Source organism: Kribbella sp. NPDC051586, from assembly GCF_044453965.1.
In the GTDB taxonomy this organism is placed as follows: Bacteria; Actinomycetota; Actinomycetes; order Propionibacteriales; family Kribbellaceae; genus Kribbella.
This window is the reverse complement of record NZ_JBITDF010000005.1, coordinates 566,686-589,021: the sequence shown is the minus strand read 5'-3', so window position 1 is coordinate 589,021 and position 22,336 is coordinate 566,686. Positions and strand designations below refer to the sequence as shown.

The 22,336-nt window shown below is 69.6% G+C and carries 22 protein-coding genes; 8 read left to right on the top strand and 14 right to left on the bottom strand.

Translation table 11 applies throughout. From position 1 onward, the window contains the following. Window positions 1–19 precede the first annotated feature (19 nt). Both msrA and ACIA58_RS36415 read right to left on the bottom strand, forming a co-directional pair. Window positions 20–664: a peptide-methionine (S)-S-oxide reductase MsrA gene (msrA, locus tag ACIA58_RS36420; RefSeq protein ID WP_396408402.1), complete on the bottom strand. Its 645-nt coding sequence runs from the start codon at window positions 662–664 to the stop codon at window positions 20–22. An 88-nt stretch (window positions 665–752) separates the two neighbouring features. Then, window positions 753–2,195, bottom strand: a complete 1,443-nt coding sequence (locus tag ACIA58_RS36415; RefSeq protein WP_396408401.1) for a PLP-dependent aminotransferase family protein — start codon at window positions 2,193–2,195, stop codon at window positions 753–755. A 64-nt stretch (window positions 2,196–2,259) separates the two neighbouring features. Here ACIA58_RS36415 and ACIA58_RS36410 point away from each other — a divergent pair, with 64 nt between their 5' ends. Beyond that, window positions 2,260–2,922, top strand: a complete 663-nt coding sequence (locus tag ACIA58_RS36410) for a YitT family protein (RefSeq protein ID WP_396408400.1) — start codon at window positions 2,260–2,262, stop codon at window positions 2,920–2,922. 86 nt (window positions 2,923–3,008) lie between these two features. Here ACIA58_RS36410 and ACIA58_RS36405 read toward each other — a convergent pair whose 3' ends face one another. Next, entirely contained in the window at window positions 3,009–3,590 is a 582-nt protein-coding gene (locus ACIA58_RS36405) for a TetR/AcrR family transcriptional regulator (RefSeq protein WP_396408399.1), read from the bottom strand. A 103-nt stretch (window positions 3,591–3,693) separates the two neighbouring features. Here ACIA58_RS36405 and ACIA58_RS36400 point away from each other — a divergent pair, with 103 nt between their 5' ends. Continuing rightward, complete coding sequence (locus ACIA58_RS36400) at window positions 3,694–4,767, top strand: Gfo/Idh/MocA family protein (RefSeq protein WP_396408398.1); 1,074 nt, start codon at window positions 3,694–3,696, stop codon at window positions 4,765–4,767. 424 nt (window positions 4,768–5,191) lie between these two features. Beyond that, entirely contained in the window at window positions 5,192–5,593 is a 402-nt protein-coding gene (locus ACIA58_RS36395) for a hypothetical protein (protein WP_396408397.1), read from the top strand. Window positions 5,594–5,912: 319 nt separating this feature from the next. Here ACIA58_RS36395 and ACIA58_RS36390 read toward each other — a convergent pair whose 3' ends face one another. Beyond that, window positions 5,913–7,709 (bottom strand): hypothetical protein, encoded by a 1,797-nt coding sequence (locus ACIA58_RS36390; RefSeq protein WP_396408396.1) that lies wholly within the window; start codon window positions 7,707–7,709, stop codon window positions 5,913–5,915. A 10-nt stretch (window positions 7,710–7,719) separates the two neighbouring features. Beyond that, window positions 7,720–8,301, bottom strand: a complete 582-nt coding sequence (locus ACIA58_RS36385) for a hypothetical protein (protein WP_396408395.1) — start codon at window positions 8,299–8,301, stop codon at window positions 7,720–7,722. A gap of 178 nt (window positions 8,302–8,479) precedes the next feature. Between ACIA58_RS36385 and ACIA58_RS36380 the strand changes: the two genes are divergently transcribed. The 3 genes from ACIA58_RS36380 to ACIA58_RS36370 all read left to right on the top strand — a co-directional run bounded on the left by ACIA58_RS36380 (window position 8,480) and on the right by ACIA58_RS36370 (window position 12,558). Further along, window positions 8,480–9,634: a cystathionine gamma-synthase gene (locus tag ACIA58_RS36380; protein WP_396408394.1), complete on the top strand. Its 1,155-nt coding sequence runs from the start codon at window positions 8,480–8,482 to the stop codon at window positions 9,632–9,634. Between the two features lie 302 nt (window positions 9,635–9,936). Further along, a complete protein-coding gene (locus tag ACIA58_RS36375; RefSeq protein ID WP_396408393.1) occupies window positions 9,937–11,307 on the top strand; it encodes a glutamate mutase L in 1,371 nt (456 codons plus the stop codon). Between the two features lie 30 nt (window positions 11,308–11,337). Beyond that, window positions 11,338–12,558, top strand: coding sequence for an AI-2E family transporter (locus ACIA58_RS36370; protein WP_396408392.1), 1,221 nt, complete (start codon window positions 11,338–11,340; stop codon window positions 12,556–12,558). Between the two features lie 71 nt (window positions 12,559–12,629). On the opposite strand, the gene ACIA58_RS36365 is transcribed toward ACIA58_RS36370, so the two are convergent. From ACIA58_RS36365 to ACIA58_RS36330, 8 genes are all read right to left on the bottom strand, one after another. Beyond that, entirely contained in the window at window positions 12,630–12,986 is a 357-nt protein-coding gene (locus tag ACIA58_RS36365) for a hypothetical protein (RefSeq protein ID WP_396408391.1), read from the bottom strand. Window positions 12,987–12,998: 12 nt separating this feature from the next. Beyond that, window positions 12,999–13,649, bottom strand: a complete 651-nt coding sequence (locus ACIA58_RS36360) for a nucleotidyl transferase AbiEii/AbiGii toxin family protein (protein WP_396408390.1) — start codon at window positions 13,647–13,649, stop codon at window positions 12,999–13,001. A 74-nt stretch (window positions 13,650–13,723) separates the two neighbouring features. Next, window positions 13,724–14,899: a hypothetical protein gene (locus ACIA58_RS36355; protein ID WP_396408389.1), complete on the bottom strand. Its 1,176-nt coding sequence runs from the start codon at window positions 14,897–14,899 to the stop codon at window positions 13,724–13,726. 8 nt (window positions 14,900–14,907) lie between these two features. After that, complete coding sequence (locus tag ACIA58_RS36350) at window positions 14,908–15,489, bottom strand: hypothetical protein (protein ID WP_396408388.1); 582 nt, start codon at window positions 15,487–15,489, stop codon at window positions 14,908–14,910. Window positions 15,490–15,600: 111 nt separating this feature from the next. After that, the gene (locus tag ACIA58_RS36345) at window positions 15,601–15,903 is read right to left on the bottom strand and encodes a hypothetical protein (RefSeq protein WP_396408387.1); all 303 of its coding nucleotides are present in this window, start codon (window positions 15,901–15,903) and stop codon (window positions 15,601–15,603) included. Further along, window positions 15,900–16,487, bottom strand: a complete 588-nt coding sequence (locus ACIA58_RS36340; RefSeq protein WP_396408386.1) for a hypothetical protein — start codon at window positions 16,485–16,487, stop codon at window positions 15,900–15,902. Before ACIA58_RS36340 ends, ACIA58_RS36345 begins: the two co-directional genes overlap by 4 nt. A gap of 201 nt (window positions 16,488–16,688) precedes the next feature. Continuing rightward, on the bottom strand, window positions 16,689–18,308 hold the full coding sequence (locus ACIA58_RS36335) for an MDR family MFS transporter (RefSeq protein WP_396408385.1): 1,620 nt from the start codon (window positions 18,306–18,308) through the stop codon (window positions 16,689–16,691). After that, complete coding sequence (locus tag ACIA58_RS36330; RefSeq protein ID WP_396408384.1) at window positions 18,305–18,904, bottom strand: MarR family winged helix-turn-helix transcriptional regulator; 600 nt, start codon at window positions 18,902–18,904, stop codon at window positions 18,305–18,307. Before ACIA58_RS36330 ends, ACIA58_RS36335 begins: the two co-directional genes overlap by 4 nt. A gap of 239 nt (window positions 18,905–19,143) precedes the next feature. Here ACIA58_RS36330 and ACIA58_RS36325 point away from each other — a divergent pair, with 239 nt between their 5' ends. Next, window positions 19,144–19,920 carry a type II CAAX prenyl endopeptidase Rce1 family protein gene (locus ACIA58_RS36325; RefSeq protein WP_396408383.1) on the top strand — a complete coding sequence of 259 codons (777 nt, stop codon included), beginning with the start codon at window positions 19,144–19,146 and terminating at the stop codon, window positions 19,918–19,920. Beyond that, window positions 19,917–20,696: an SDR family oxidoreductase gene (locus tag ACIA58_RS36320; RefSeq protein ID WP_396408382.1), complete on the top strand. Its 780-nt coding sequence runs from the start codon at window positions 19,917–19,919 to the stop codon at window positions 20,694–20,696. The genes ACIA58_RS36325 and ACIA58_RS36320 overlap by 4 nt, the downstream gene beginning before the upstream one ends. Here the strand turns inward: ACIA58_RS36320 and ACIA58_RS36315 are convergent, their stop codons facing one another. Next, complete coding sequence (locus ACIA58_RS36315; RefSeq protein ID WP_396408381.1) at window positions 20,697–22,283, bottom strand: amidohydrolase family protein; 1,587 nt, start codon at window positions 22,281–22,283, stop codon at window positions 20,697–20,699. Between the last annotated feature and the right edge of the window lie 53 nt (window positions 22,284–22,336).

Here is a 22,336-nt window from a genome sequence, read left to right as displayed (position 1 = left end):
GGGCATCGCGCTAGATCTGTCAGACGTCAGCCGGGAACTTGGCCCCGGTGTTGCTGTGGCAGCGATAGCCGTTCGGGTTCTTGAACAGGTACTGCTGGTGGTAGCCCTCGGCGTAGTAGAAGGTGGTGGCGGGGGCGATCTCGGTGGTGATGTCGCCGTAGCCGAGGGGCTTGATGACGGGCGCGTACAGGTCGCGGGTGCGCTCGGCCTCGGCGCGCTGGGCGTCGGTGGTGTAGTAGACGGCCGAGCGGTACTGCGAACCGAGGTCGTTGCCCTGGCGCATGCCCTGTGTCGGGTCGTGGGTCTCCCAGAAGACCTTCAACAGGTCCGTGAAGGTGGTCTTCGTGGGGTCGTAGACGACACGGACGGCCTCGGTCTGGCCGGTGCGGCCGGTGCAGACCTCTTCGTACGTCGGGTTGGGGGTGTAACCGCCCGCGTAGCCGACGGCCGTGGTGTACACGCCGGGCTGCTGCCAGAAGATCTCCTCGGTGCCCCAGAAGCATCCGGTGCCGAACCAGACCTCCTCGAACCCCTCGGGTGCGGCGGCGGTCTGCGGCGTGTGCAGGACGATGTTCTCGTCCGGTACGGCGAACCCGGGGGTCTCCCGCCCGGGCAGGGCGGACGACGGCTCGACCATGGCGGTGTTGCGGGTGAAGAACGACATTCTCACGCCTCTCGCAGAGTGACTCTCATAGTCTCTCAACGCCTGTTTTAAGGCGAACCTTCCCCGCACCCCTTACGGCGCGATGACGTCAGGCGATCATCGCGGCCGAGCGGCGGGTGCGGGGTAGACCGCTGGTGAGGGCCGCGGACGACGCTGCGAGCCGGCGTACGCCGTCACGGAGCGCATCCACGGGCAGCGTGTACGGCAACCGGATGAACGACTCCAGCCCGCCGTCCGGCGAGAACCGCGCACCGGCCACCAGCAGTACGCCGTTCCGCTCGGCCAACCCGACCAGGCTCGACCCGACCGGCTCTGGCAGTTCGCACCACAACGACAACCCGCCGCCCGGCAGGCGGAACCGCCACGACGGCAGCTCCTCGGACACGGCCTGGGCGAGGGCGTCGCGCTGCCGGGCGATCATCAGCCGGCGGTCGGGCAGCAATGACGCCCGCTGCCGGAGTAGTTGCGCTGCAACTAGTTGCTCGAGCACGGGCGCACCGAGATCGAGCGACGCCCGCGCGTCGAGCACCTGCGCGACCAGCGCCTCCGGCACCCGCATCCACCCGATCCGCAGGCCGCCCCAGAACAGCTTGCTCGCCGAACCGACCGTGATCACGCCGTCCGGGTGGTACGACGCGAACGGCGGCGGCATCTCCTGCCCGTCCAGCGACAACCCGTACAGCGTCTCGTCGACGATCGCCGTCGTCCGGCTCCGGGCGAACGCGGTGGCCAGCTGCTTGCGCTCCGCCGCCGGCATCAACCAGCCGGTCGGGTTCTGGAAGTCCACCACCATCCACGCGGCCCGTGGCGCGGTCTGCCTGATGGTTGCCTCCAGCAACGGCAGGTCCCAGCCGCCCGGGCTCATCGGGGTCGCGACGATCCGGCAGCCGCTGTGCCGGATCGCGTCGACCGAGTTGGGATGGGTGGGGCTCTCTGTCAGCACCCGGTCGCCGATCTGGGTCATCGCCCGGATCGCGATCGAGGTCGCGGCCAGCGCGCCGGCGGTGATGATGATCTGGTCCGGCGAGGTCGGCAGCCCGCGTTCGGCGTACGCCGCCGCGACCTCGATACGCAGCTCCGGCAGGCCCTGCGGATGGTACCCGGGGGTGGCGAGCTGCGCCGGGAGCTCGTGCATGGCCGCCGCGAAGGCCGCGCTGATCCCTGGGATGGCGGCAGGCGCGGCCGCGGTGAAGTCGTAATGCCCGTCGGTCTCGAACGTCGGCGCGTGATGCCGGCTCAGCGCGGGCTGGACCCGCCCCGGAAGAGCCGTCACGCTGCCCGAGCCGCGGCGGCTGATCAGGTACGCGCGGTCGCGCAACTCCCGGTACGCCGACGCGACCGTCGTACGGCTCATGCCGAGGGCGTCGGTCAGCTCACGCTCGCTCGGCAGCCGCGAACCGGGCGTGATCCGGCCGTCCGCGATCAGCAACCGGAGGCGCTCGGCGAGCAGCCGGTACGCCGGTCCGGTGCCGTCGGCCCAGGCGCCGAGCAGGCCCACGAGCGTGGTGGCCGGGAGATATTGCCCCTTCATGCAGTCCACTATGACGTAATTGGCTATCGAATACCAGGCCACTTTCTACGGACACTTGGGTACTGTGACCGCTACCTCCTCCGAAGCCCCGCCGCGTCAGCTCGCGCTGATCAACCCGATCCAGCAGCTGAAAGCAGGCCACCTGCCGCGCCGCCTCGTGCAGCTGTACGTCGGGCTGACCCTGTACGGCGCCTCGATGGGCCTGATGATCCGTGGCAACCTCGGACTCGACCCGTGGGACGTGTTCCACTCCGGCATCACCAAGCACCTCCCGCTCAGCTTCGGCACGGTGGTCATCGCGGTCAGCTTCGTCGTACTGCTCGCCTGGATCCCGCTGCGGCAGTGGCCCGGCCTCGGCACGATCAGCAACGCCATCGTGATCGGCTTGGTCACCGACCTGACCCTGGCCACGGTCGACCGCCCGGACGCGCTCTGGCTCCGGATCGTCTTCATGCTCGCCGGCGTCGTCGTCAACGCGCTGGCCGGCGCGCTCTACATCGGGGCCCAGTTCGGTCCGGGTCCGCGCGACGGGCTGATGACCGGCCTGGTACGCCGTACCGGCCTGAGCGTCCGCCTCGTCCGTACGTCGATCGAGCTGACCGTCCTGGCCACCGGTTTCCTCCTCGGCGGCTCGATCGGCGTCGGCACCGTCGTCTACGCGCTGTCGATCGGCCCCCTCGTCCACTTCCTGTTGCCGATCTTCACCGTCCGGCTGAAATCGTCGTGAGGTTCACGCGGCTACGGTCGGGAAGTTGCCGACGGCCACGATTACTGCAAGGTCACATCGCGGCCCGATCCTGACCTCGCAGCAGATCACGCGCGGACGCCGTCGAGCACGATCCGCAAAGTCGTCCGCCATTGCGCCGGCCCTGCGGTCAGCCCGAGCGTCCGCGTTTGCGGCACAACGCCTGCCAGCGCGAACGCAACGTCGCGGTTGGTGAGCCCCTCTCGGAGCGCGCCGGTGGCCTGCAAGCGCCGGACGAGCCTGCGGAACTCATTCCGCAGTTCACCAATGCGATCAGACAGGGCGAGCCCGCCCGCTCCGGCCAGCGCCTCATTCAGACCACAACTCGTCGCCCGCAGGCGTACGTAGTCCTCCGCGAAGCTGCAGAAGGCCGGCCAAGCATCATCCGCGGCGCGCGCACCACGGGCGAGCTCGATCATCTCGTCGATCGCTCCGGCGAGCACCGCCTCGAGCAGCGCGTCACGAGACGGCACCCGGCGGTAGAACGTACCGATCCCGACGCCGGCTCGCCGGGCGATCTCGTGCGCGGTTACTGCCGTCCCGACCTCGTCGACGGCGGCCCGGGCAGCGGTCACCAGTCGCTCGACATTCCGCCGCGCGTCGGCTCTCGGAGTAGCCCCGTCCAGCAACCGGACGACTGCAGTTTGCATGGCCCCAGTCTAACCGGACGCTCGGCATCCGGTTAGACTGCCTGCAGAATCGGACGCCGGACGTCCGCTTAGGTCGGACGTCCGCTTGGATCGGAGGGTGAGCATGCGGGTCGGTATCATCGGGGCGAGCCCGGAGCGTGGGTGGGCACCCCGCGCCCACATCCCTGCACTGCGGGCCCTTCCGGACTTCGAGCTGGTGGCAGTCGCTACCAGCCGGGAGGAGTCGGCACGACAGGCCGCCGAGGTGTTCGGCGTACCCCTCGCCTTCACCAACGCGACCGAGCTTGCGCAGCACCCTGCCGTGGACCTCGTGGTCGTGACCGTGAAGGTCGCCGCACACGCAGGGCTGGTGCGCGCTGCGATCGCGGCGGGCAAGGATGTGTACTGCGAATGGCCGTTGGCCTTGTCTGTCGGCGACGCAGCGGACCTGGAGCAGGCTGCGCGCGAAGCCGGCTCGCGTGCGTTCGTGGGGCTGCAGGGCCGCTTCTCCCCCGGCGTGGCGTACGTCCGGGACCAGGTTCGCGCGGGAGCGATCGGCCGAATCACCTCGGTGCGGCTGAGCAGTTCCAGGTCGAAGGGATCAGCCACGGCCGTCCCGGGCTGGACGGCCTACACCTACGACGATTCCTCCGGCGCTGGGCTGGTCGAGGTCCTCGGCGGACACGCGCTCGACCTGATCGAGCATGTCGCGGGACCGATCGGCCGCCTTGTCGGGCACGCGACGGTCCAGCATCCGGACCACACGATCGCGGAGACCGGTGAACTCATCCACGTCACGGCGCCTGACACGCTCGACGTCATCGGCGAACTCACCGGGGGCGCCGCGTTCTCGGCGCATCTCCACGACGGCGAGCCCGGCGTCCCCGCGACCCGACTGGAGATCACGGGCACTGACGGCACGATGACCGTCGAGTCTGCACCGGACGACAACCCGTGGGCGGCCCAGCTTCAGATCTCAGACTTCGTCGTCCGGAGAGACGCCAAGCCACTCGACATCCCGGCGAGCTATCGGACCACGCCTGGCCTGGCGGTCGAGCCTGCGAGTGTCGCCAGGCTGTACCGACAGATCGCCCGCAGTCCCGGTGACGTGCCCACGTTCGCTACCGCCGTACGCCTGCATCGCCTGATCGACACGGCTCGGCGCCGGCCGTCGGTGCACGCGCCGGTCCTGCGATAGGAAGTGAGCACGGGTTTCCGGGACCTGTGCGAACCATCCCGCAGTGACACCGACATGCCGGCGAAGGCACGAAGCCGGGTGCCGCGGCAGGACTAGGGCTGTTGGGGTCCTGGGGCGCGGGAGCCGCAGTACGGCGAGCTGGTGTACGACGAAATCCGCAGAGGTGCTGCGGTACGGCGCGCGCGTCGGGGAGGGCGAGCTGGCTGCGGCGTACGTGGTGAAGGGTTTTGCGGTGCGAGGGACTGCGGGGCAGGTCGTGCGGTACGGCGTGTGCGTCGGGGGAGGACGGACTGGCTGCGGCGTACGTGGGTGGTGAAGGGGTTTGCGGTACGGCGGACTGCGGGGTGCGTCGTGGGGTGCTGCGGTACGGCGTACGCATCGGGGAGGACGAACTGCCTGCGGCCTACGTGGTGAAGGGGTTGCGGTGCGGGGGACTGCCGGGGTGCGTCGTGGGGTGCTGCGGTACGGCGTGTGCGTCGGGGAGGACGGACTGGCTGCGGCCTACGTCGTGAAGGGTTTGCGGTGGGGCGGACTGCGGGGTGCGTTGTGGGGTGCTGCTGTACGGCGAGCGGTGGGGTCGTGCAGTGCGTGGGCTCGGGGCGCCGGTCGTGGGGTGCTGCGGTACGGCGTGCGCGTCGGGGAGGACGGACTGGCTGCGGCGTACGTGGTGAAGGGGTTGCGGTGCGGGGGACTGCGGGGTGCGTCGTGGGGTGCTGCGGTACGGCGTGCGTGTCGGGGACGACGAACTGGCTGCGGCGTACGTGGTGAAGGGGTTGCGGTGCGGGGAACTGCGGGGTACGTCGTGGGGTGCTGCGGTACGGCGTAGGCGTCGGGGAGGACGAACTGCCTGCGGCGTACGTGGGTGGTGAAGGGGTTGCGGTGCGGCGGACTGCGGGGCAGGTCGTGCCGTTCGGCGTGTGCGGCGGGGGAGGACGGACTGGCTGCGGCGTCGGTGGTGAAGGGGTTGCGGTGCGGGGGACTGCGGGGTGCGTCGTGGGGTGCTGCGGTACGGCGAGCGGTGGGGTCGTGCAGTGCGTGGGGCTGGGGCTTGGGGTCGGGGAGTGCGGGAGTGGCGGACGTGGTGGGTGCCGGATATGACGAACGCCGCCGGGTTGGGGCGGCGTTCGTCGTGTGGTGGGTCGTGGTCAGTTGCCTCGGCCGGTGCCTTTTGGGGATTTGTTTGCGAGTTGGCCGGCGCGTCGGGCGGAGTCTGGCCGGGCGCCCTGGCCTGACTTGTTGTCTGTGGTTGGGGGCGTTTTGTCTGTGGTTGGGGGCGTTGAATTCCAGTCGCCGACGCCGGCTGCGTGAGCGGCTCGGGCGGATTCCGCCTTTGCCCTGAGTTGCTTGGGATCTGCGGTGTTTTGCTGTCCTTGCGCGGGGGGCTGGCCGTTGCGCTCGGCGTGGTCCTCCGGGGTCTCGGCGATCCCCGACCAGACCTCACCTCGGCTCGGCCGCAGTGCGGCTCGCTGCTCGGCAGTGTCGACCTGCTGACTGCCTTGCTGACCGCCCTCGACGACCTGCTGCTGACCGGCCTCGGCGACTGGCCGCTGTGCGACTGCCTCACCAGCCTGCTGACCGTCCGGGATTTGGTGGCCCTCGACAACTTGTTGCTGGCCGGTCTCGGCGACTGGCTGCGGTGCGGCCCCTTCGCCTGCTTGCGGGCCTTCGGCGGCCTGGTCGCCCTGGGGATGTTGCTGGGCGGACTCGTCGATCGGAACGATGGGGTGCTGGCCGACGTTATGGAGTTCCGGGTCGGGCTGTGCCCCGGCTTCCGGCTGCTGTGCGCCGGCCTCGGGCTGTGCCCCGGCTTCCGGCTGCTGTGCCCCGGCCTCGGGCTGTGCCCCGGCTTCCGGCTGCTGTGCGCCGGCCTCGGGTTGCTGGGGCGCGGCTTCCGGCTGCTGTGCGCCGGCCTCGGGCTGTGCCCCGGCTTCCGGCTGCTGTGCGCCGGCCTCGGGTTGCTGGGGTCCGGCTTCCGGCTGCTGTGCGCCGGCCTCGGGTTGCTGGGGCCCGGCCTCCGGCTGTTGAGCTCCGGCCTCGGGCCGTTGGTTCAGTTGGGGGGCGGGTTGCTGGTTGAGTTGCTGGCCGGACTGTTGGACCTGGTTCAGCAGGGCGCTCAGGTTGGTGTTTTCCTGCTGGATCTGGGCCATCCGGGTCTCGATCAGCTGCTTGATCTCGCCCTGCAGCCGCTGGAACTCGGCCAGTGCCTGGAGCAGCGCCTGCTCGGTGTCCCCCTGCCCGGCCGCTCCGAGTTGGACCGCCGTGGAGGCAAGCTGCTGCATCGCCGACACACCCCGCTGCGGCTGAGCCCCCTGCTGCTGCCCCTGCACCAACTGCCCCTGACGCGGCTGCCCCTGGACCTGACCCTGCTGGCCCTGCACTTGTCCCTGCACCTGACCCGGCTGCTGGCCAGGACCCTGCTGAGCCCCGTAAACCTCAGGCTTGAAGACCTGCTCCATCCGCCCCTGGACCGTGTTCGCGATCTGGGTCTTGGTCATGGTGCGGTCGTTGCCGATCGCGAGCCTGACGTTGGGGTCGGCGTTCTTGGCTTCCTTCATCGCCAGGACCATCGCGGACTTGACCATCTTCGTGCCGTGCCGCACGTCCCGCCACCGGGAGATCCCTCTCGCCGCCTGGCGGAACGGATTCCTCGTCGGAGCCTGCTGGCGCTGGGTCCGCTGCATCCGGTTGGTCGCGCGCTCGCCCAGCTGCTGCGCGGGGCCGGTCTGCCCGCCGTTCTGCGCGTTGACGGCCGTCTGCGCCAGCCGCTGCAGGTGGGACGGCGTCATCCGGGAGCTGCCGATGCGAGCCAGGACGTCCTTGTCCCAGTTCTTCACGTCGCGCGCGGCCAGTGCGTACCCGGCCTTCATCGTCTTGGTACCGCGTGACCTGGCGCGCCAGCGGGAGATCCGCCCCTGGCGGGGTTCCGAGGAGGGCTCGCTCATCAGGGGTCTCCTAGTCGATGTACACGGCGTAGTTGACCCCGACAGACGTCGTCAGCGGGTCCTTGCTGGGCTTGTTGCTGTACAGGTGGATCTGAGCGCCCGGGCGCAGCCAGACAGCCAGATGCCGGCGACCGGTCCCGGCGCCTGGCTCCCACTCGTCGGCGAACGTGACACTGCTCTCATCACCGACGTAGTCGGGCTGACCCCAGTGCCTGGTGGCGAGCGCGAGGTGGTCCGGCCAGTGCTCGTCGAGCCCGGCCTCCGCGGCGGAGATGTCGTCCGGACCGATCTCGTACGCCGACCAGCCGCTGTCGGGGCAGTCCGGGAACGCGAGCCCGTCGAACACGATCATCGTCGTCCCGCGCCGGGTGGTGAAACCCCAGGAGACCATCTCGGCGCCGATGACCTCGCCGGCCTCCAGCGGCCACGGCTGCCAGGACGTCTGGCCCATCACCCGCTGCACGAGCGCGCGCACAACCTGCGGACCGGCATCGTCGCCGTCCGGACCGGCGATCACGCCCCAGTCCAGGATCTCGGCAAGGTCCGCCATCGCCAGGTCGTCCTGGTCGAGCGGCCTGTCCTGCGTCTTCATCCGGCCCCGTCGTCCTTCCTCTCGGTCCCCGGCGGCAACCACTGACCGCAACCGTAGGCGGCGCAGTGGGTCATTCGCCAGCCAGTACGACGCGCCTGTGGACAACCCGGATCCCTCCAATAGTCCCAGCTGTGGACGGCGTGCACGGCCGGATAGGACCAGGCCGTACGCTGGTCCGGTGAACACGGAACACCACTACGGCTTCGAGACGCTCGCCATCCACGCCGGGAACGAGCCGGATCCGACCACCGGCTCGGTGGTCCCGCCGATCTATGCCACCAGCACCTACAAGCAGGACGGTGTCGGCGGGCTGCGCAACGGCTACGAGTACTCCCGGTCGGCGAACCCGACCCGGACGGCGCTCGAGGAGTGTCTGGCCGCGATCGAGGCGGGCAACCGCGGGTTCGCGTTCGCCAGCGGCCTGGCGGCCGAGGACACGCTGATCCGCTCGCTGTGCGTGCCCGGTGACCACGTGGTGTTCCCCGACGACGCGTACGGCGGCACGTTCCGGCTGTTCGCCAAGGTGCTCGGCAACTGGGGCGTCGAGATGACGCCGGCCGCGGTCACCCACCCGGAGGCGATCCGCGCCGCGATCCAGCCGGGGAAGACCAAGGTCGTCTGGCTCGAGACCCCGACCAACCCGTTGCTGAACGTCGCGGACATCGCCATCGTCGCCCAGATCGCGCACGACGCCGGCGCCCTGCTGGTGGTCGACAACACGTTCGCCTCGCCGTACCTGCAGCAGCCGCTGGAGCTCGGCGCGGACGTGGTCGTCCACTCGACCACGAAGTACATGGGCGGCCACTCCGATGTCGTCGGCGGTGCGTTGGTTGTCCGCGACACCGAGTTGGCCGAGAAGATCGCCTTCCACCAGAACGCGATCGGCGCGGTCGCGGGCCCGTTCGACTCGTGGCTCGTGCTGCGCGGCATCAAGACGCTCGGCGTGCGGATGGACCGGCACAGCGACAACGCCGAGAAGGTCGTCGAGTTCCTGCAGCGGCACAACTCCGTCAGCCAGGTGCTGTACCCCGGGATCGACGGCCACCCGGGTCACGAGACCGCCGCGAAGCAGATGAAGCGGTACGGCGGGATCGTCAGCTTCCGCGTCGCCGGTGGCGAGAAGCAGGCCCTCGACATCTGCAACAAGGCCGAGGTCTTCACGCTGGGCGAGTCCCTCGGCGGCGTCGAGTCCCTGATCGAGCACCCGGGCAAGATGACCCACGCCTCGGTCGCCGGTACGCCGCTGGAGGTGCCGGCCGACCTGATCCGGCTGAGCGTCGGCATCGAGACGATCGACGATCTGCTCCAGGACCTCGACAACGCCCTCTCCTGACCCACCCCCCTCGCCGGTGGCGAGCTGCCGGCCGGTGGCGAGCTGCCGGCAACACGAGGGGATAACCCCTCGCGTTGCCGGTTCTCTGCCGGTGTAAAGGGGGAGAAGGGGCAACTCGACGGGATATCCCCTCGAACGCCCCAAGGCCGGGCGGCCGGGAGCCGGGCGGGAGTCGGGCGGCCGGGCGGGGTCGGGAGTCGGGCGGGAGTCGGGAGTCGGGTGGGAGTCGGGCGGCCGGGCGGGGGTCGGGAGTCGGGCGGGAGTCGGGAGTCGGGTGGGAGTCGGGTGGAGGGTGGGTGGTTGTGAGTCTTGTGGTGGCGGTTGATTTCGGGTCCACGTTCACGAAGGCGGTTGCGGTGGATGTGGGCTCGGGGGAGTTGGTGGCCCGGGCCGAGCACCGTACGACGATCGACAGCGACGTGATGGACGGGTGGAATGCCTGCCGGGTCGCGCTCGAGGATGTCGACCGTGGGGTGAGGAAGGCCGAGGTGCTGGCCTGTTCGAGTGCGGGCGGCGGGCTCCGGATCGGTGTCGTGGGCAACGAAGAGCTCGTCACGGCGGAGGCGGGCAAGCGGGTCGCGCTGTCGAGCGGCGGCCGGGTGGTTGCCGTTGTCAACGGTGGGCTGACGGCAACCGGTCAGAAGGAGCTGCGCAAGGACCGCCCGGACGTCGTACTGCTGCTCGGCGGTACCGACGGCGGCAACTCGGCCGTGCTGCTGAAGGCGGCCGAGACGCTGGCGAAGTACAAGTGGCGTAAACCGATCGTTGTCGCTGGCAACATCGACGCGCGGGCCGAGATCCGCGACATCCTCACCGATGCCGCCGTACCGCACGTGCTGGCGGACAACGTCGTACCGGAGATCGGCGTGTTCGCACCGGACAGCGCCCGGGCGGCGATCCGCGAGATGTTCCTCGAGCATGTGATCGGCGGCAAGAACCTGTCCCGCGATCCGTCGTTCGCCGCCATGATCCGCGCCGCGACGCCCGACGTCGTACTGCGCGGCGTCGAGGTGCTGGCGGGACTACACGGCGACGTCGCGGTCGTGGACATCGGCGGCGCGACCACGGATGTGCATTCGGTCATCGAGCTCGACCCCGAGGACGCGAACCTCGGCCGCGAGGTGGTCGCCACCCACCCGGTCACCCGGACAGTCGAAGGCGATCTCGGCATGCGCTGGAGCGCCGTACCCGTGGTCGCAGCTGGAGTCGAGGCCGGCCTGATCACCAACGTGGACCAGATGCGTGCCGCTGCCGAACGCCGGCACGACGATCCGTCGTACCTCCCCGAGAACGACGCCGAGAAGACGTACGACGAGACGCTGGCGAGTGTCGCCGCGACCGTGGCGCTCAGGCGGCATGCGGGACGGCAGCGGATCGTGTTCGGGCCTGGCGGCCGGGTGATCGAGCGATCGGGGAAGGACCTGCGCGAGGTGGACCTGCTGGTCGGGTCCGGGGGAGTGCTGCGGCACAACCCGCCGGAGGTCGCGGCCCGGATCCTTGGCGCGATCGGGACGAACGCGCAGGAGGAGGGCTGGCTCGTCCCGCAGCGTGCGGAGGTGTGCGTGGACGCGGACTACGTGCTTGCGGCCGTCGGTCTGCTCGCGGACGACGAGCCGAAGGCGGCGGAGGGGTTGGCAGCGCACATTCATGGAACCGGAACTACCGGGCACTAGTCTCAGCAGCAACCGAGCTGCGGAGGTGTGATGAGCGAGGCGGGGCGGGACGACCTGGCGGGGGCCGAGGACGAGAGCCCGGTGGCGGACAATCAGGTCCTCGAAGAGGCCAGCGAGCCGGAGCAGAACCTTCCGGACGACGTGGCACCGGTCGACGACGCCGGGGTGACGCGTGGAATGTACATCGCGAGCACCTGGGCGTGGCGGTTCCTCGTGATCGTGGCCGCCGTGGTCGTGATCGGGTACGGCATCCGGTACCTATCCGAGGTCGTTGTACCAGTGACGGTCGGCGTACTACTGACCGCGCTGCTCGTGCCCGTCACCAACGGCCTGCAGAAGCTCCGCCTCCCACGTGGTCCGGCCGCCGGCATCACAGTGATCGCCACCATCGTGGTGGTCGCCGGCCTCCTCACCCTGGTCGGCACGCAGATCGCGGGTCAGTTCGACAGCCTGTCGACCCAGGTCGGCGAAGGTGTGCAGAAGCTGCGCGAGCTGGGCCGGATCAACTTCGGGCTCACCGACCAGGACGTCACGAACGCCATCAAGACGCTGCGCGAACAGATCACCTCGGGCGGCGCGATCGGTCAGCAGGCGGCAGCGGTCGGTACGACGGCCACGCATGTCGTCGCGGGCCTGTTCATCGCCTTGTTCTGCCTGTTCTTCTTCCTGTACCAGGGCGAGCAGATCTGGGCGTGGCTGATCCGCCTGTTCCCGCGCCGGGCCCGGGAGAAGGCGGACTCGTCCGGCCGGCGCGCCTGGGTCTCGCTGACCGCGTTCGTCCGCGCGACGATCGTCGTCGCCGCTGTGGACGCGATCGGCATCTCACTCGGCGCCGCGATCCTCGGCCTGCCGCTGGTGAGCGCGATCGGCATCCTGGTGTTCGTCGGCGCGTTCGTCCCGGTGGTCGGGGCGCTGGTCAGCGGCGTGGTCGCCGTGCTCGTCGCTCTGGTTGCCAAGGGCCCCATTGTCGCGATCGTCATGCTCGCGGTCGTGATCGGCGTACAGCAGTTGGAAGCCCACGTCCTGCAGCCGTTCCTGCTCGGCCGCGCGGTCAGCGTCCACCCGCTCGCCGTCATCCTCTCGATCGCCACCGGCGTAGTCATCGCCGGCATCGTCGGCGCCCTGGTAGCCGTCCCCACCGCCGCCGTCCTCAACGCCATCGTCAACCACCTGGCCGGTAACGACGCAGAGCCCGAACCCCTACGCCCCCTCCCCAGACGCCGCCCCCACCCCAGACCCACCGAGGACTGACTAACTAACGCCCCCGCTCACTTCGCACGCTCCTGACTGAGGGAGGGCGGCGCGCTCGTGTTCCGGCTTCATCACCGCGTTCCGTCGGCGGGACCGGCCGTGGCGAGTTGCGGGAAGGCCTGGTTCCACATCTCGGCGCACCGGCGTGGGAGCCGGAGGCGCTGCCAGACGGCGACCAGTACGTCCCGGCTGAGGAACTCGGTCAGATCGTCCTGGGTCGACGCTTCGCTGATCACCTTGCTGTACAGCGCGATCGCGTCGTCGACGCTCGCCAGGTCGTACGTCCGGTGCGGACCCCAGTCGAGGCGGCTCGGCAGGTCCACGACACCGCTCGTCGGCCCCTGCAGGAGATCCAGCGAGGTGGGAACGATGTACGGGATCTTCGAGGCGTAAGTGTCGCCGGGCTGGGCCTCGTGCTTGTCGCTCATCGGCTCATCGTCTCAGAGGACCGGCCCATCGGTTTGCCGTTCGAGTTCTTCGGCCCAGTCGGTCGCCGTACGCCGGATGCGCGCGATCTGCTCGGGAGCGGCGCCGTACCGGGTGAAGCCGGTGTCCGGGAGCCGGGCGCCGGCCCGGAGCTGGGCGGCGAACATCTTGCGGTCGAGCGGGTTCGCTTCGCGATGATCGGCAAGCGCCAGCAATGCCTGCGGGGTATAGCGCCCGCTGTCCAGGACGAACTGGACGTCCATGAAGTCGCGCGGTTCGAGCCGTGAGTAGACCGCGCCGACTTTGCTCCCGATCGCGTCCGCCTCCGACAGCACGGAGCCGACCGCTGTGGCCACTGGCGGTTGCTGCCGATGATCCACTCCCAGATCGACCTTTGCGACCGAATCGACGACGAGCCGGGCGAACAGCGGTGCGCGCCTGGTGACCTCGATCGTGAGGCGGGCGGCCTGGTAGGCGGTGACGAGGTGGTCGACTGCCTGGGCGAAGTTTTCTGGGTCGAGGTTGTTGGTGAAGAGGTCTATGTCGTCGGATTCGCGGGTGCCGTACCCGTGGGTCTGGAGGGCGTAGCCGCCGGCCAGGACGAAGCCGTGGGGGGCCAAGGCTTGGAGGCCGAGGGTGGCCAGCTTGGTTTGGAGCGGGTTCACGACCGTCAGTCTGCCTGGTCCAACGGACGAAAGACGCCGCCGAGCGTGGCTCGGCGGCGTCTCGGGTGATGGGGTCAGCGCTTGAAGCCGTCCTTGTCGTTGTTCTTCGTGAGATTGGCCTGCTGGCCCTGCTTGCCCTGTTGTCCCTGTTGTCCCTGGTCGGGGGACTGCGGCTGGGCCTGCCCCGGGGCGCCTGTGGGCGAGGCTACGCCGACCAGGCCGGCGCGGACGGCGGTCTGCGTCTCGAGCCGGGCCTGGGACTGCTGGGCGAGGTTCTGGATGGCGTCGTTCGCCTCGACCGAGATCGGACCGCGGAGCTGCTGGCTCCACTGCTGGATCATCGCGAGCCGGCTCTTGTCGTCCATCACCTGCGACATGTCGGCCTGCAGGTCCGGATTGTTCCGGCCGGCGTTGAACGTCGCGAGCGAGCTCTCGGCCTTGAGCATGGTGTTGTTGAACTTGGCCTCGAACCACCGGCCCACCTTGCCGGGCGCCGCGGCGACCGCGTCCCGGGCGTTCCGGGCACCGCCGACCACAGCGTCGCGGGCGTCGCGAGCCCCACCGACGACCGCGGTCCGGGCATCCCGAGCGCCTTGGGCGATCTGCTGGCCGGTCTCGTTCAGGCGGTCGGCGCCGGCCTGCCACGCCTGGTCGAGGCGGACCTGTCCGCGCTGCGCCGCGTCGACGACGGTCTCCCGGGCGCCCTGGTAGGTCTCGGCGATCTGTCGGCCGGCCGCGTTCGCGCGATCCACGCCGCGGTTGTACGCGCCGGCAACCTGCTGACCGAACTCCTCGGCCCGGTCCCCGACGGCGTTCGCGCCGCGGACGACGGCAGCCTGGGTGTCGCGGGCACCTTGTACGACGGTGTCGCGGGCGCCTTCGTAGGCACGCGTTGCGCCGCCTACCGCCGCGTCGCGGTACTCGCGGGCCTGGGTCGCCAGCGTCTGGGCGGCCTCACTCAGCCGGTGCTGGGTGTTGTCGTAGGCCAGCTGAACCCGCGCGACGACGCCACGGACCGCGGCGTTCACCCGGTCGCGCAGCGGGTCGGTGTTCGCCGCCCGCATCAGGTTGGCCTGCTGGCGCGTGTCCAGATTCGCGTACTCGAGGGTGGCTGCCCGCTGCTCCGGGGACATGCCGACGAACGCACGGAGATTCTGCTGCTGGTTGGCGTCCAGGTTCCGCAGCCAGTCGCCGGATTCCATCCAGCTGCCCTGCTGCCACGCGGGGCCTTCGTTGGAAGGGGTCGTCATTCCGTCTCCTAGTTGATGTAGACCGCGTAGTTGACGCCGACCGCGGTGGTCAGCGGGGAGCTGGCCGGCTTGGTGCTGAACAGCCGGAGGTGCGCGCCCGGCAGCAGCCAGGCGGCCAGGTGGCGCTTGTCGGAGCCGGCGCCCGGACCCCATTCGTCGAGGAAGCCCGGACGGCTGTCGTCACCGACGTACGCCGGCTCGCCGAAGTGCTTGCGGGCCAGTTCCAGGTGGTCCGGCCAGTGGGCGTCGAGCCCGGCCTCGGCCTCTGCGAGGTCGCCCGGCTCGAGGCCGTACGCGCACCAGCCGCTGTTCTTGGCATCCGCGAACGCCATGCCCGGGAACACGATCATCGTGCTGCCGCGCTTGGTGGTGAAGCCCCACGAGGCCAGCACCGGGTCGATCTGCTCGCCGGCGGCCAGCGGCCAGGGCTGCCAGTCGGTGGCTGCGGTGACCCGCTGCACGATGGCCCGCACGACCTCCGGCCCGCTCTTGTCGTTGTTCGGTCCGGCGATCGCCGACCAGTCGGCGACCTCGGCGAAGTCGGCGAAGGCCCGGTCGTCCTCGTCGAGTGGCCTGTCCTGCGTTTTCATTCCGGGCTTGTTCCTTCCGTCGGTGCTCAAGCCGTCGTCGGCAGAACCGTACGGCGGTGTCAGGGTCATGGAATGTGCTGAAAACCAAGGCGTTTCCGGGCTGCTCCGGAGTCAGCGGGCACGGCCCTTCCGGTCGTTTCCGCGTGCTGTCGGCCCACCGGTCTGCGGGCGTGCGCCGGCGTTGCCGGCGGCCCGTGTCTGGCCCGGTGGCAGCAGTCCGGCCCGGAGGTTCGCGTCCAGTTTCGGCGACCTGGCCGTCGGACCGGCCACGGCCGCGAGGCGTTCGTGCGCGAGGGCGGTGAGCGAGGCGCCGGACACACTGCTGTCGACGGCTCCGGTGGGCGCCGGGTTCCCGACGTTCGAGAACCTGTCGTCGCGCTGCTGGTCGCGGGCTGCGGCTTTGGCGTTTCTCATGTCCCCTCCTCGTTGAGGTAGACCGAATAGTTGATTCCGACTGACACCGACACGCGCGTCGGCTTGTTGCTGTACAGATGGATCTCGGCGCCGGGCGGCGTCCACACGGCCAGGTGCCGCCGGTCGGTGCCCGCGCCGGGCGACCAGTCGTCGACGAAACCGGCCTTGCTCTCGACTCCGACGTACGCGGGCTGTCCCCAGTGCCGGCAGGCGAGGTCGAACTTCTCCGGCCAGTGTTCGTCGAGTCCGGCGGCCGCGGCCTTGACGTCCGCGGGCTCCAGCGCGAACGCGACCCAGCCGCTGAACGGGCTGTGCGGCAGCACCTGGTCGTCGTACACCGCGAGCTCGGTGTTGCGCCGGGTCAGGAAGCCCCAGCCGTCGAGCTGGTCGTCGATCACCGTCCTGCGGTTGATCGGCCACGGCTTCCAGTTGGTCGCGGACCTGACCCGGCGGATCAGCCGGCGCACCGGCACCGGGCCGGTGCTGCCGGCCTGCGGGCCGCCGAGGCGTCGCCAGTCGCGGACCTCGGCGAGGTCCGCCATCGCACGGTCGTCGTCGTCCAACGGCCGGTCAAGAGTCTTCATCCGTGAGGCTGTCCCTGTCCTGTGACTGTTACCGCGGTCCGTCACACTCTGCTGTCGAAACTAAGACCCCGGCGGGGTCAGGCGGCACGTTCGTCTCACGTACAGCAGAAGAACAGCCGCCCTGGGAAGCTTCCCAGGGCGGCTGTCGGGTAGGTCAACCGGAGTTTGGTCTCAGTGCGGTAAACCTCGCTGCGGTAAACCTCAGTGCATCGCGGCCGCGGCAGAGGACTCCAGCGAGTCCTCGGGCTCACCCTCGGCCTTGGGGCCGTCGTGGCGGCCGGCCAGCCGCTGCTCCGGCGTGATGATCGCCAGCACCAGCGCGATCGCCAGGAACGGCAGGGAGACCAGGAACACGTCGTCCATCGCGTCGACGAGCCCGTGCAGGGCGAAGCCCTTCAGCGGCTCCTTCAGCGAGTGCAGCGCCTGGACGCTGTTGGCCGCCTTGGCCAGTCCGTCGACCATCGACTGCGTGGCGTTCGGGATGATGTCGCCCAGGTGGACCTTCAGACGGCTGGTCAGCACTGCGCCGTAGACCGCCGTACCGATCGCGCCGCCCATCGAGCGGAAGAACGTCATCGTCGAGGTCGCGCTACCCATGTGCTGCCGGGGAACGCTGTTCTGCGCGGCGGTGACGGTGATCTGCATCGACAGACCCAGACCGGCGCCCATCACGAACATGTAGATCGCGAGCTGCCAGTACGGCGTGCTCAGGCTCAGCGTGGACAGCAGCACCATCGCGCCGCTGACCAGGACCGCGGAGATGATCGGGAAGTGCTTGTACCGGCCGCTCTTGCTCATCATCTGGCCGCTCGGGATCGACGCGGAGAAGATACCGACGATCATCGGCAGCAACGCCAGGCCGGAGCGGGTCGGCGACAGGTCCTTGACCGCCTGCAGGTACAGCGGCAGGAAGATCAGCGCACCGAACATCGCGAAGCCGAGCAGGAACGCGAACCCGGCGTACCCGGAGAAGATCCGGCCCTTGAACAGGTCCATCGGGATGATCGGCTCGGCCACCCGCAGCTCGATGATCACGAAGGCGACGGCGAGTACGACGGCTGCCGCCAGCAGGGCGATCGTGGTACCGGTACCCCAGCCGTTGGTCGGACCGCTCCAGGAGATGGCCAGCAGCAGCGAGGTGACCGCTGCGGCAATCGTGGAGGCGCCCAGGTAGTCGATCTTGTGCGAGCGCTTCACGTGCGGCAGCCGCAGTACGGCGGCAACGATGCCCAGGGCAACGAGACCGATCGGGACGTTGATCCAGAAGATCCAGCGCCAGCCGGGACCGTCGGTGAGCAGACCGCCGAGCAGCGGGCCGGCCACCGAGGACAGGCCGAAGACGGCGCCGAAGTACCCCATGTACTTACCGCGCTCGCGCGGCGGGATCACGTCGCCGATGGTGGCGAAGGCCAGTGACATCAGACCGCCGGCGCCCAGACCCTGGACGGCGCGGAAGCCGATCAGCTGCTCGATGTTCTGCGACAGCGCGGACAGCACCGAGCCGCCGAGGAAGGTGACGATCGCCGCGATGAACAGCGGGCGGCGGCCGTAGAGGTCGGAGATCTTACCCCACAGCGGCGTGGAGGCGGTCGAGGTCAGCAGGTACGCCGTGACCACCCAGGACAGCTTGTCGAGGCTGTTGAACTCGCTGACGATCCGCGGCAGCGCGGTACCCACGATGCTCTGGTCGAGCGCAGCCAGGAACATGCCGGCCATCAGTCCGCCGAGGATGACCAGGATCTGCTTGTGGGACAGGTAGTTGGGGCCGCCGTCCGAAGTATTTGAGGCTCCGCCGGCGGTGGCGGGCTCTGTGGTGCTCATCTGGTGCTCTCCAGGTTCTTGTCGGTGTTCTCACTGCTGACGGGATCGCCGTCGGCGGTGAAGTCTTTGTCGGTACTGCGCTCGGCCCCGGCGGAAGGTCTCGGGGCCACAGCGGCCCACCCCTTGTCGGCCCAGGCGGCGCTGGTGGGTACTTCGGTCCGGGCGGCGACGCCGTCCGCGAAGCGGGTCATCAGCCGCTCGAAGGTCTGCACGTCCTCCTCGGACCAGCCCTCCATCGCGGCACTCAGCAGCTCCATCCGGTGGCGGGCGCTGGCCTCCCACTGCTCGAAGCCTGCCTCGGTCAGCTCGACCCGGAAGGCCCGGCCGTCGTCGGGGTCGGGGGAGCGGCGGACCAGGCCCAGCTGCTCCAGGGACCGGACGTGCCGGCTCGTGGTCGAGGCGTCGAGCTCCAGCTTCGAGGCGAGGTCGGACAGTCGCAGTGCGCCGTTGCACCGCAACGCGAACATCACGACGTGTGCGCTGTGGTCGATCGTGTCGCCGGGCTGCTTGGCCTTGAGCCGGCGTCCGATCCGGGTGAACGCGTGCATGACGCCCTCGATGGGGGTCTGCGGTGTGTACGCGTCGTTTACTTGCATGCTGCAAGCATATACATGCTTGCGTGATACACGCAAATGAGTTTCCAAGATGTTCAAGTGAGTCGCCACTCATTTGCTCTTAGTCGCTGGATGGTCACTGTCCGCAGTGGAAATGGAATCCCTTACATGCTTTCGACGGCGGAGGGGTGTGTTTTGTGACGCGAGGTAGTGCTGGCATCCCCTCCAGGGGTCGGTCCAGCACCCTGGCCGCACTGCCGCGCCCGCACGAGGCTTGGGCGGTGATCAAGAGGCGATTGGTGGAGTTCGGAGCTATCTGTCTTGCCCTGACGTGGGTGCCGTGGGCCGTTCTCGGCGTACTCGGGGTGGATCTCGACGAAGGCGTGGGCGTGCTCGTGTTCTCGCTCGCGGCGGCCGGTCCGTCGTTGGCGGCGCTGGTGATGTGGCTGCGGTACCGGGAGCGGCGGCGCGTCGTCCGCTGGTCGCCGGTCTGGCCGGTGGCTGCCGTCGTACTAGGTGCGCTGGCATCGCTGGTGGCGTCGGCGCTGATGGGGGATCTGCCGGCGCTGCCGGACCACGCTGCGTCCGTGGTGTCGGGTGCGGGCGGTCTGCTCGGCGCGGCGGCGTACACGTTTCTGGCTGGGCCGGTGGCCGAGGAGTTCGGGTGGCGGGGGTACGTGCAGCCGCGGCTGCGTGAGTACTTCGGGCCGCTCGGGACTACTGCGGTTCTCGGGGCGGCGTGGGGGCTGTGGCATGTGCCGCTGTACTTCCTGAACGGGACCGGGCAGCACGACGACGGGTTGTTCACGCAGGCGGGGCTGACGTTCTTCCTGGAGCTGTTCCCGCTGTCGTTCGTGATGTTGTTCGTGACCGAGAAGCTGCGCGGAGGCGTGCCGGCGGCGATCCTCGTGCACGCCGCGTGGAACCTGACCCAGGAGTTGGTGCCGCCGCTGGGTGGCGGGGTCTGGCTGGAGTTCCTGGTCATGACAGCGGTCGCGGCCGCGTTGCTGCCATCCTGGACGGCAGTCGAACGAGGTCGGAGAAAGGTGGCGCGATGACGCAGGTGGCCGTGGTGACCGGTGGCGGGTCCGGACTGGGGCGGGAGATGGCGCTGGCACTCGCGGCGGCTGGATACCGCGTGTGGGTGACGGGCAGGACCAGAGAAAAGCTTGAAGAAACCGCCGCGGCAGCCGCTAGCTCGGCTGCGGCGGCGGGAAGTGGGGAAGGTGGCGGGGGCGCGGGGTGGGGCGTGGTGGAAGGTGCTGTGCTGGATGTAACTGATGGGGGAGCGGTTCGGGGGTTCTTCGGGGGGCTGGACCGGATTGACGTGTTGGTGAACAACGCGGGGACCGGGTCGCCGGCGGCGGGGGTCCAGGACGTGCGGGAGGAGGACTGGCGGCGGGTGGTGGACACCAATCTGACCGGTTCGTTCCTGTGTGCGCAGGCGGCGTTCGACCTGATGCTGCGGCAGGATCCGAAAGGTGGCCGGATCATCAACAACGGGTCCATCTCGGCGCACGTGCCACGGCCGCAGGGCATCGCGTACACCGCCAGCAAGCACGCCATCAGCGGCCTGACCAAGGGACTCGAGCTGGAAGGCCGCGCGCACGGCATCACCGCCTGCCAGATCGACATCGGGAACGCCGCGACCGCGATGACCCGCCGGATGGAGCAGGGCGTGCTCCAGCCGGACGGTTCGATCGCGGTCGAGCCGACGTTCGACCCGAAGATCGTCGCGGACTTCGTGGTCCGGATCGCGCAGCTGCCGACCACGGTCGCCGTACCGACCCTGACCGTGATGGCCGCCGGCATGCCGTACGTCGGCCGCGGTTGATCAGGCGGGGCGGGTCCGCGAGACGTCGAGGTCGATGACGTCGTACCACCGGCCGCTCGGCGGTTGCTCGAGGAGCGGGTCCTTCCAGCGCAGCCGGACGCGATCCGGCTGCGCTTCGACCAGCACAGCCTCCTGCCAGTCCGGTCCGTCGGTCCGCGCCCACCACGTCTCGCCAAGGCTCGCGAGTCCCTCACGCTCGACGGTCTCGACCGCACCGTCGCGATCACTCACCGGTCCGAGCGCAGCACCGAACACAGTCGTCGGCAACCACCCACCTGTCACCGGCACGATCCGTCCGAGCACCTCCCCGTCGTCCCGCACCACATCCACTGGTGCCGGGAAACCCGGCCACTGCTCCTTCAGCGCAGCAACGATGCGCTGAGTGGTCTCCCCAAGGAACAGCACTCCAGCCTGCTCCGTCTCGCTGCCCGCGTAGTGCGCTGGTGCCTGACCGGCGATCCACGTACGACGTACCCGCTGTGTGGCGGCAATGTCGGCCAGGGGATCCCCATCCACCTGCACGAGGTCGGCGCGCGCCCCCACCATGAGCCGGCCGCGGTCTGCAAGTCCGAAGACCTCAGCCGGCGCACTGGTCGCCGCAACAAGCGCCTCGGCCGGTGTGAGACCTGCTGCAACCAGATGCCCCAGTTCCCGATGCAGCGAGGCTCCGAAGACCAGGCCAGGGTTTGGCGCGTCTGTCCCCGCAAGGACAGGTACTCCGGCCCGCAGCAACGCCAGCGTGTTCGCCCGAGCCGGACCACCGTCCGGCGGCTGTGGCGGCATCCAACGACGAGACTGCCGGTCCAGCACCCGCCGCCACCGCGCGGGCATCCGTGCCATCAGCTCAGCCTCGTCCAGCAACGGCAACCGCCCGGATGGCCCGTTGAACCCGTCCACGATGTCGAGCGTCGCAATCACCGCTACGCCCGCGTCAGCAATCGCTGCGACGTCGCTCGCAGACATCAGGTCGGAAGGCGCATGTGCGAGTACGTCGCCTCCGCACGCCGCAACGGTGATCGCACCGGCCGCCGTGGACACGTGCGCTACCACAGTGAGCCCGTGTGCGTGGGCCTCGTCGGTCAACGCTCGGACCGTCGCGGAGTCCAGCGTCGGGATGTTCAACATGGCACCCGAGCCGTCGTCGTAGATCAGCTTGAGGTGGTCCGCGCCCTCGGCGACCCGGTCGGCGACGAACTGCTTCGCGTCGTCCGGACCGGTGACGTAGGGGAACGGTGGGTACGCGATGGTCGGGTGGCCGCCCGGAGCGGTCGCCCCGATGCTCGACGTCCGGAAGTCCGGCCCGAGCGCCCGCTCCGCCTCGATCACCTCGGGCAGGCTGAACTGGTCGATCAGCGTGGTCACGCCGAACGTCGCCGCCAGCTGGGTGCACCCTGGCACGAGGTGGACGTGCGCATCGATCAGGCCGGGGAGCACTGTCGAGCCGGCGCCGTCGACGAGCGCGTCGCCCGGCTGCGCGATCTCCGGGCCGCCGATGGCCGCGATCCGGCCGTCCGCGACGCGCAGGCAGTCGGCGGTCAGCGTCGCGCCGCGGTCGACCAACTGGGTGTGCAGGATGGTGAATGCCATGCGCCGGACGCTAAAGGGTGACGTAACGTCATAGTCCAGCCCGATTTCCGGAG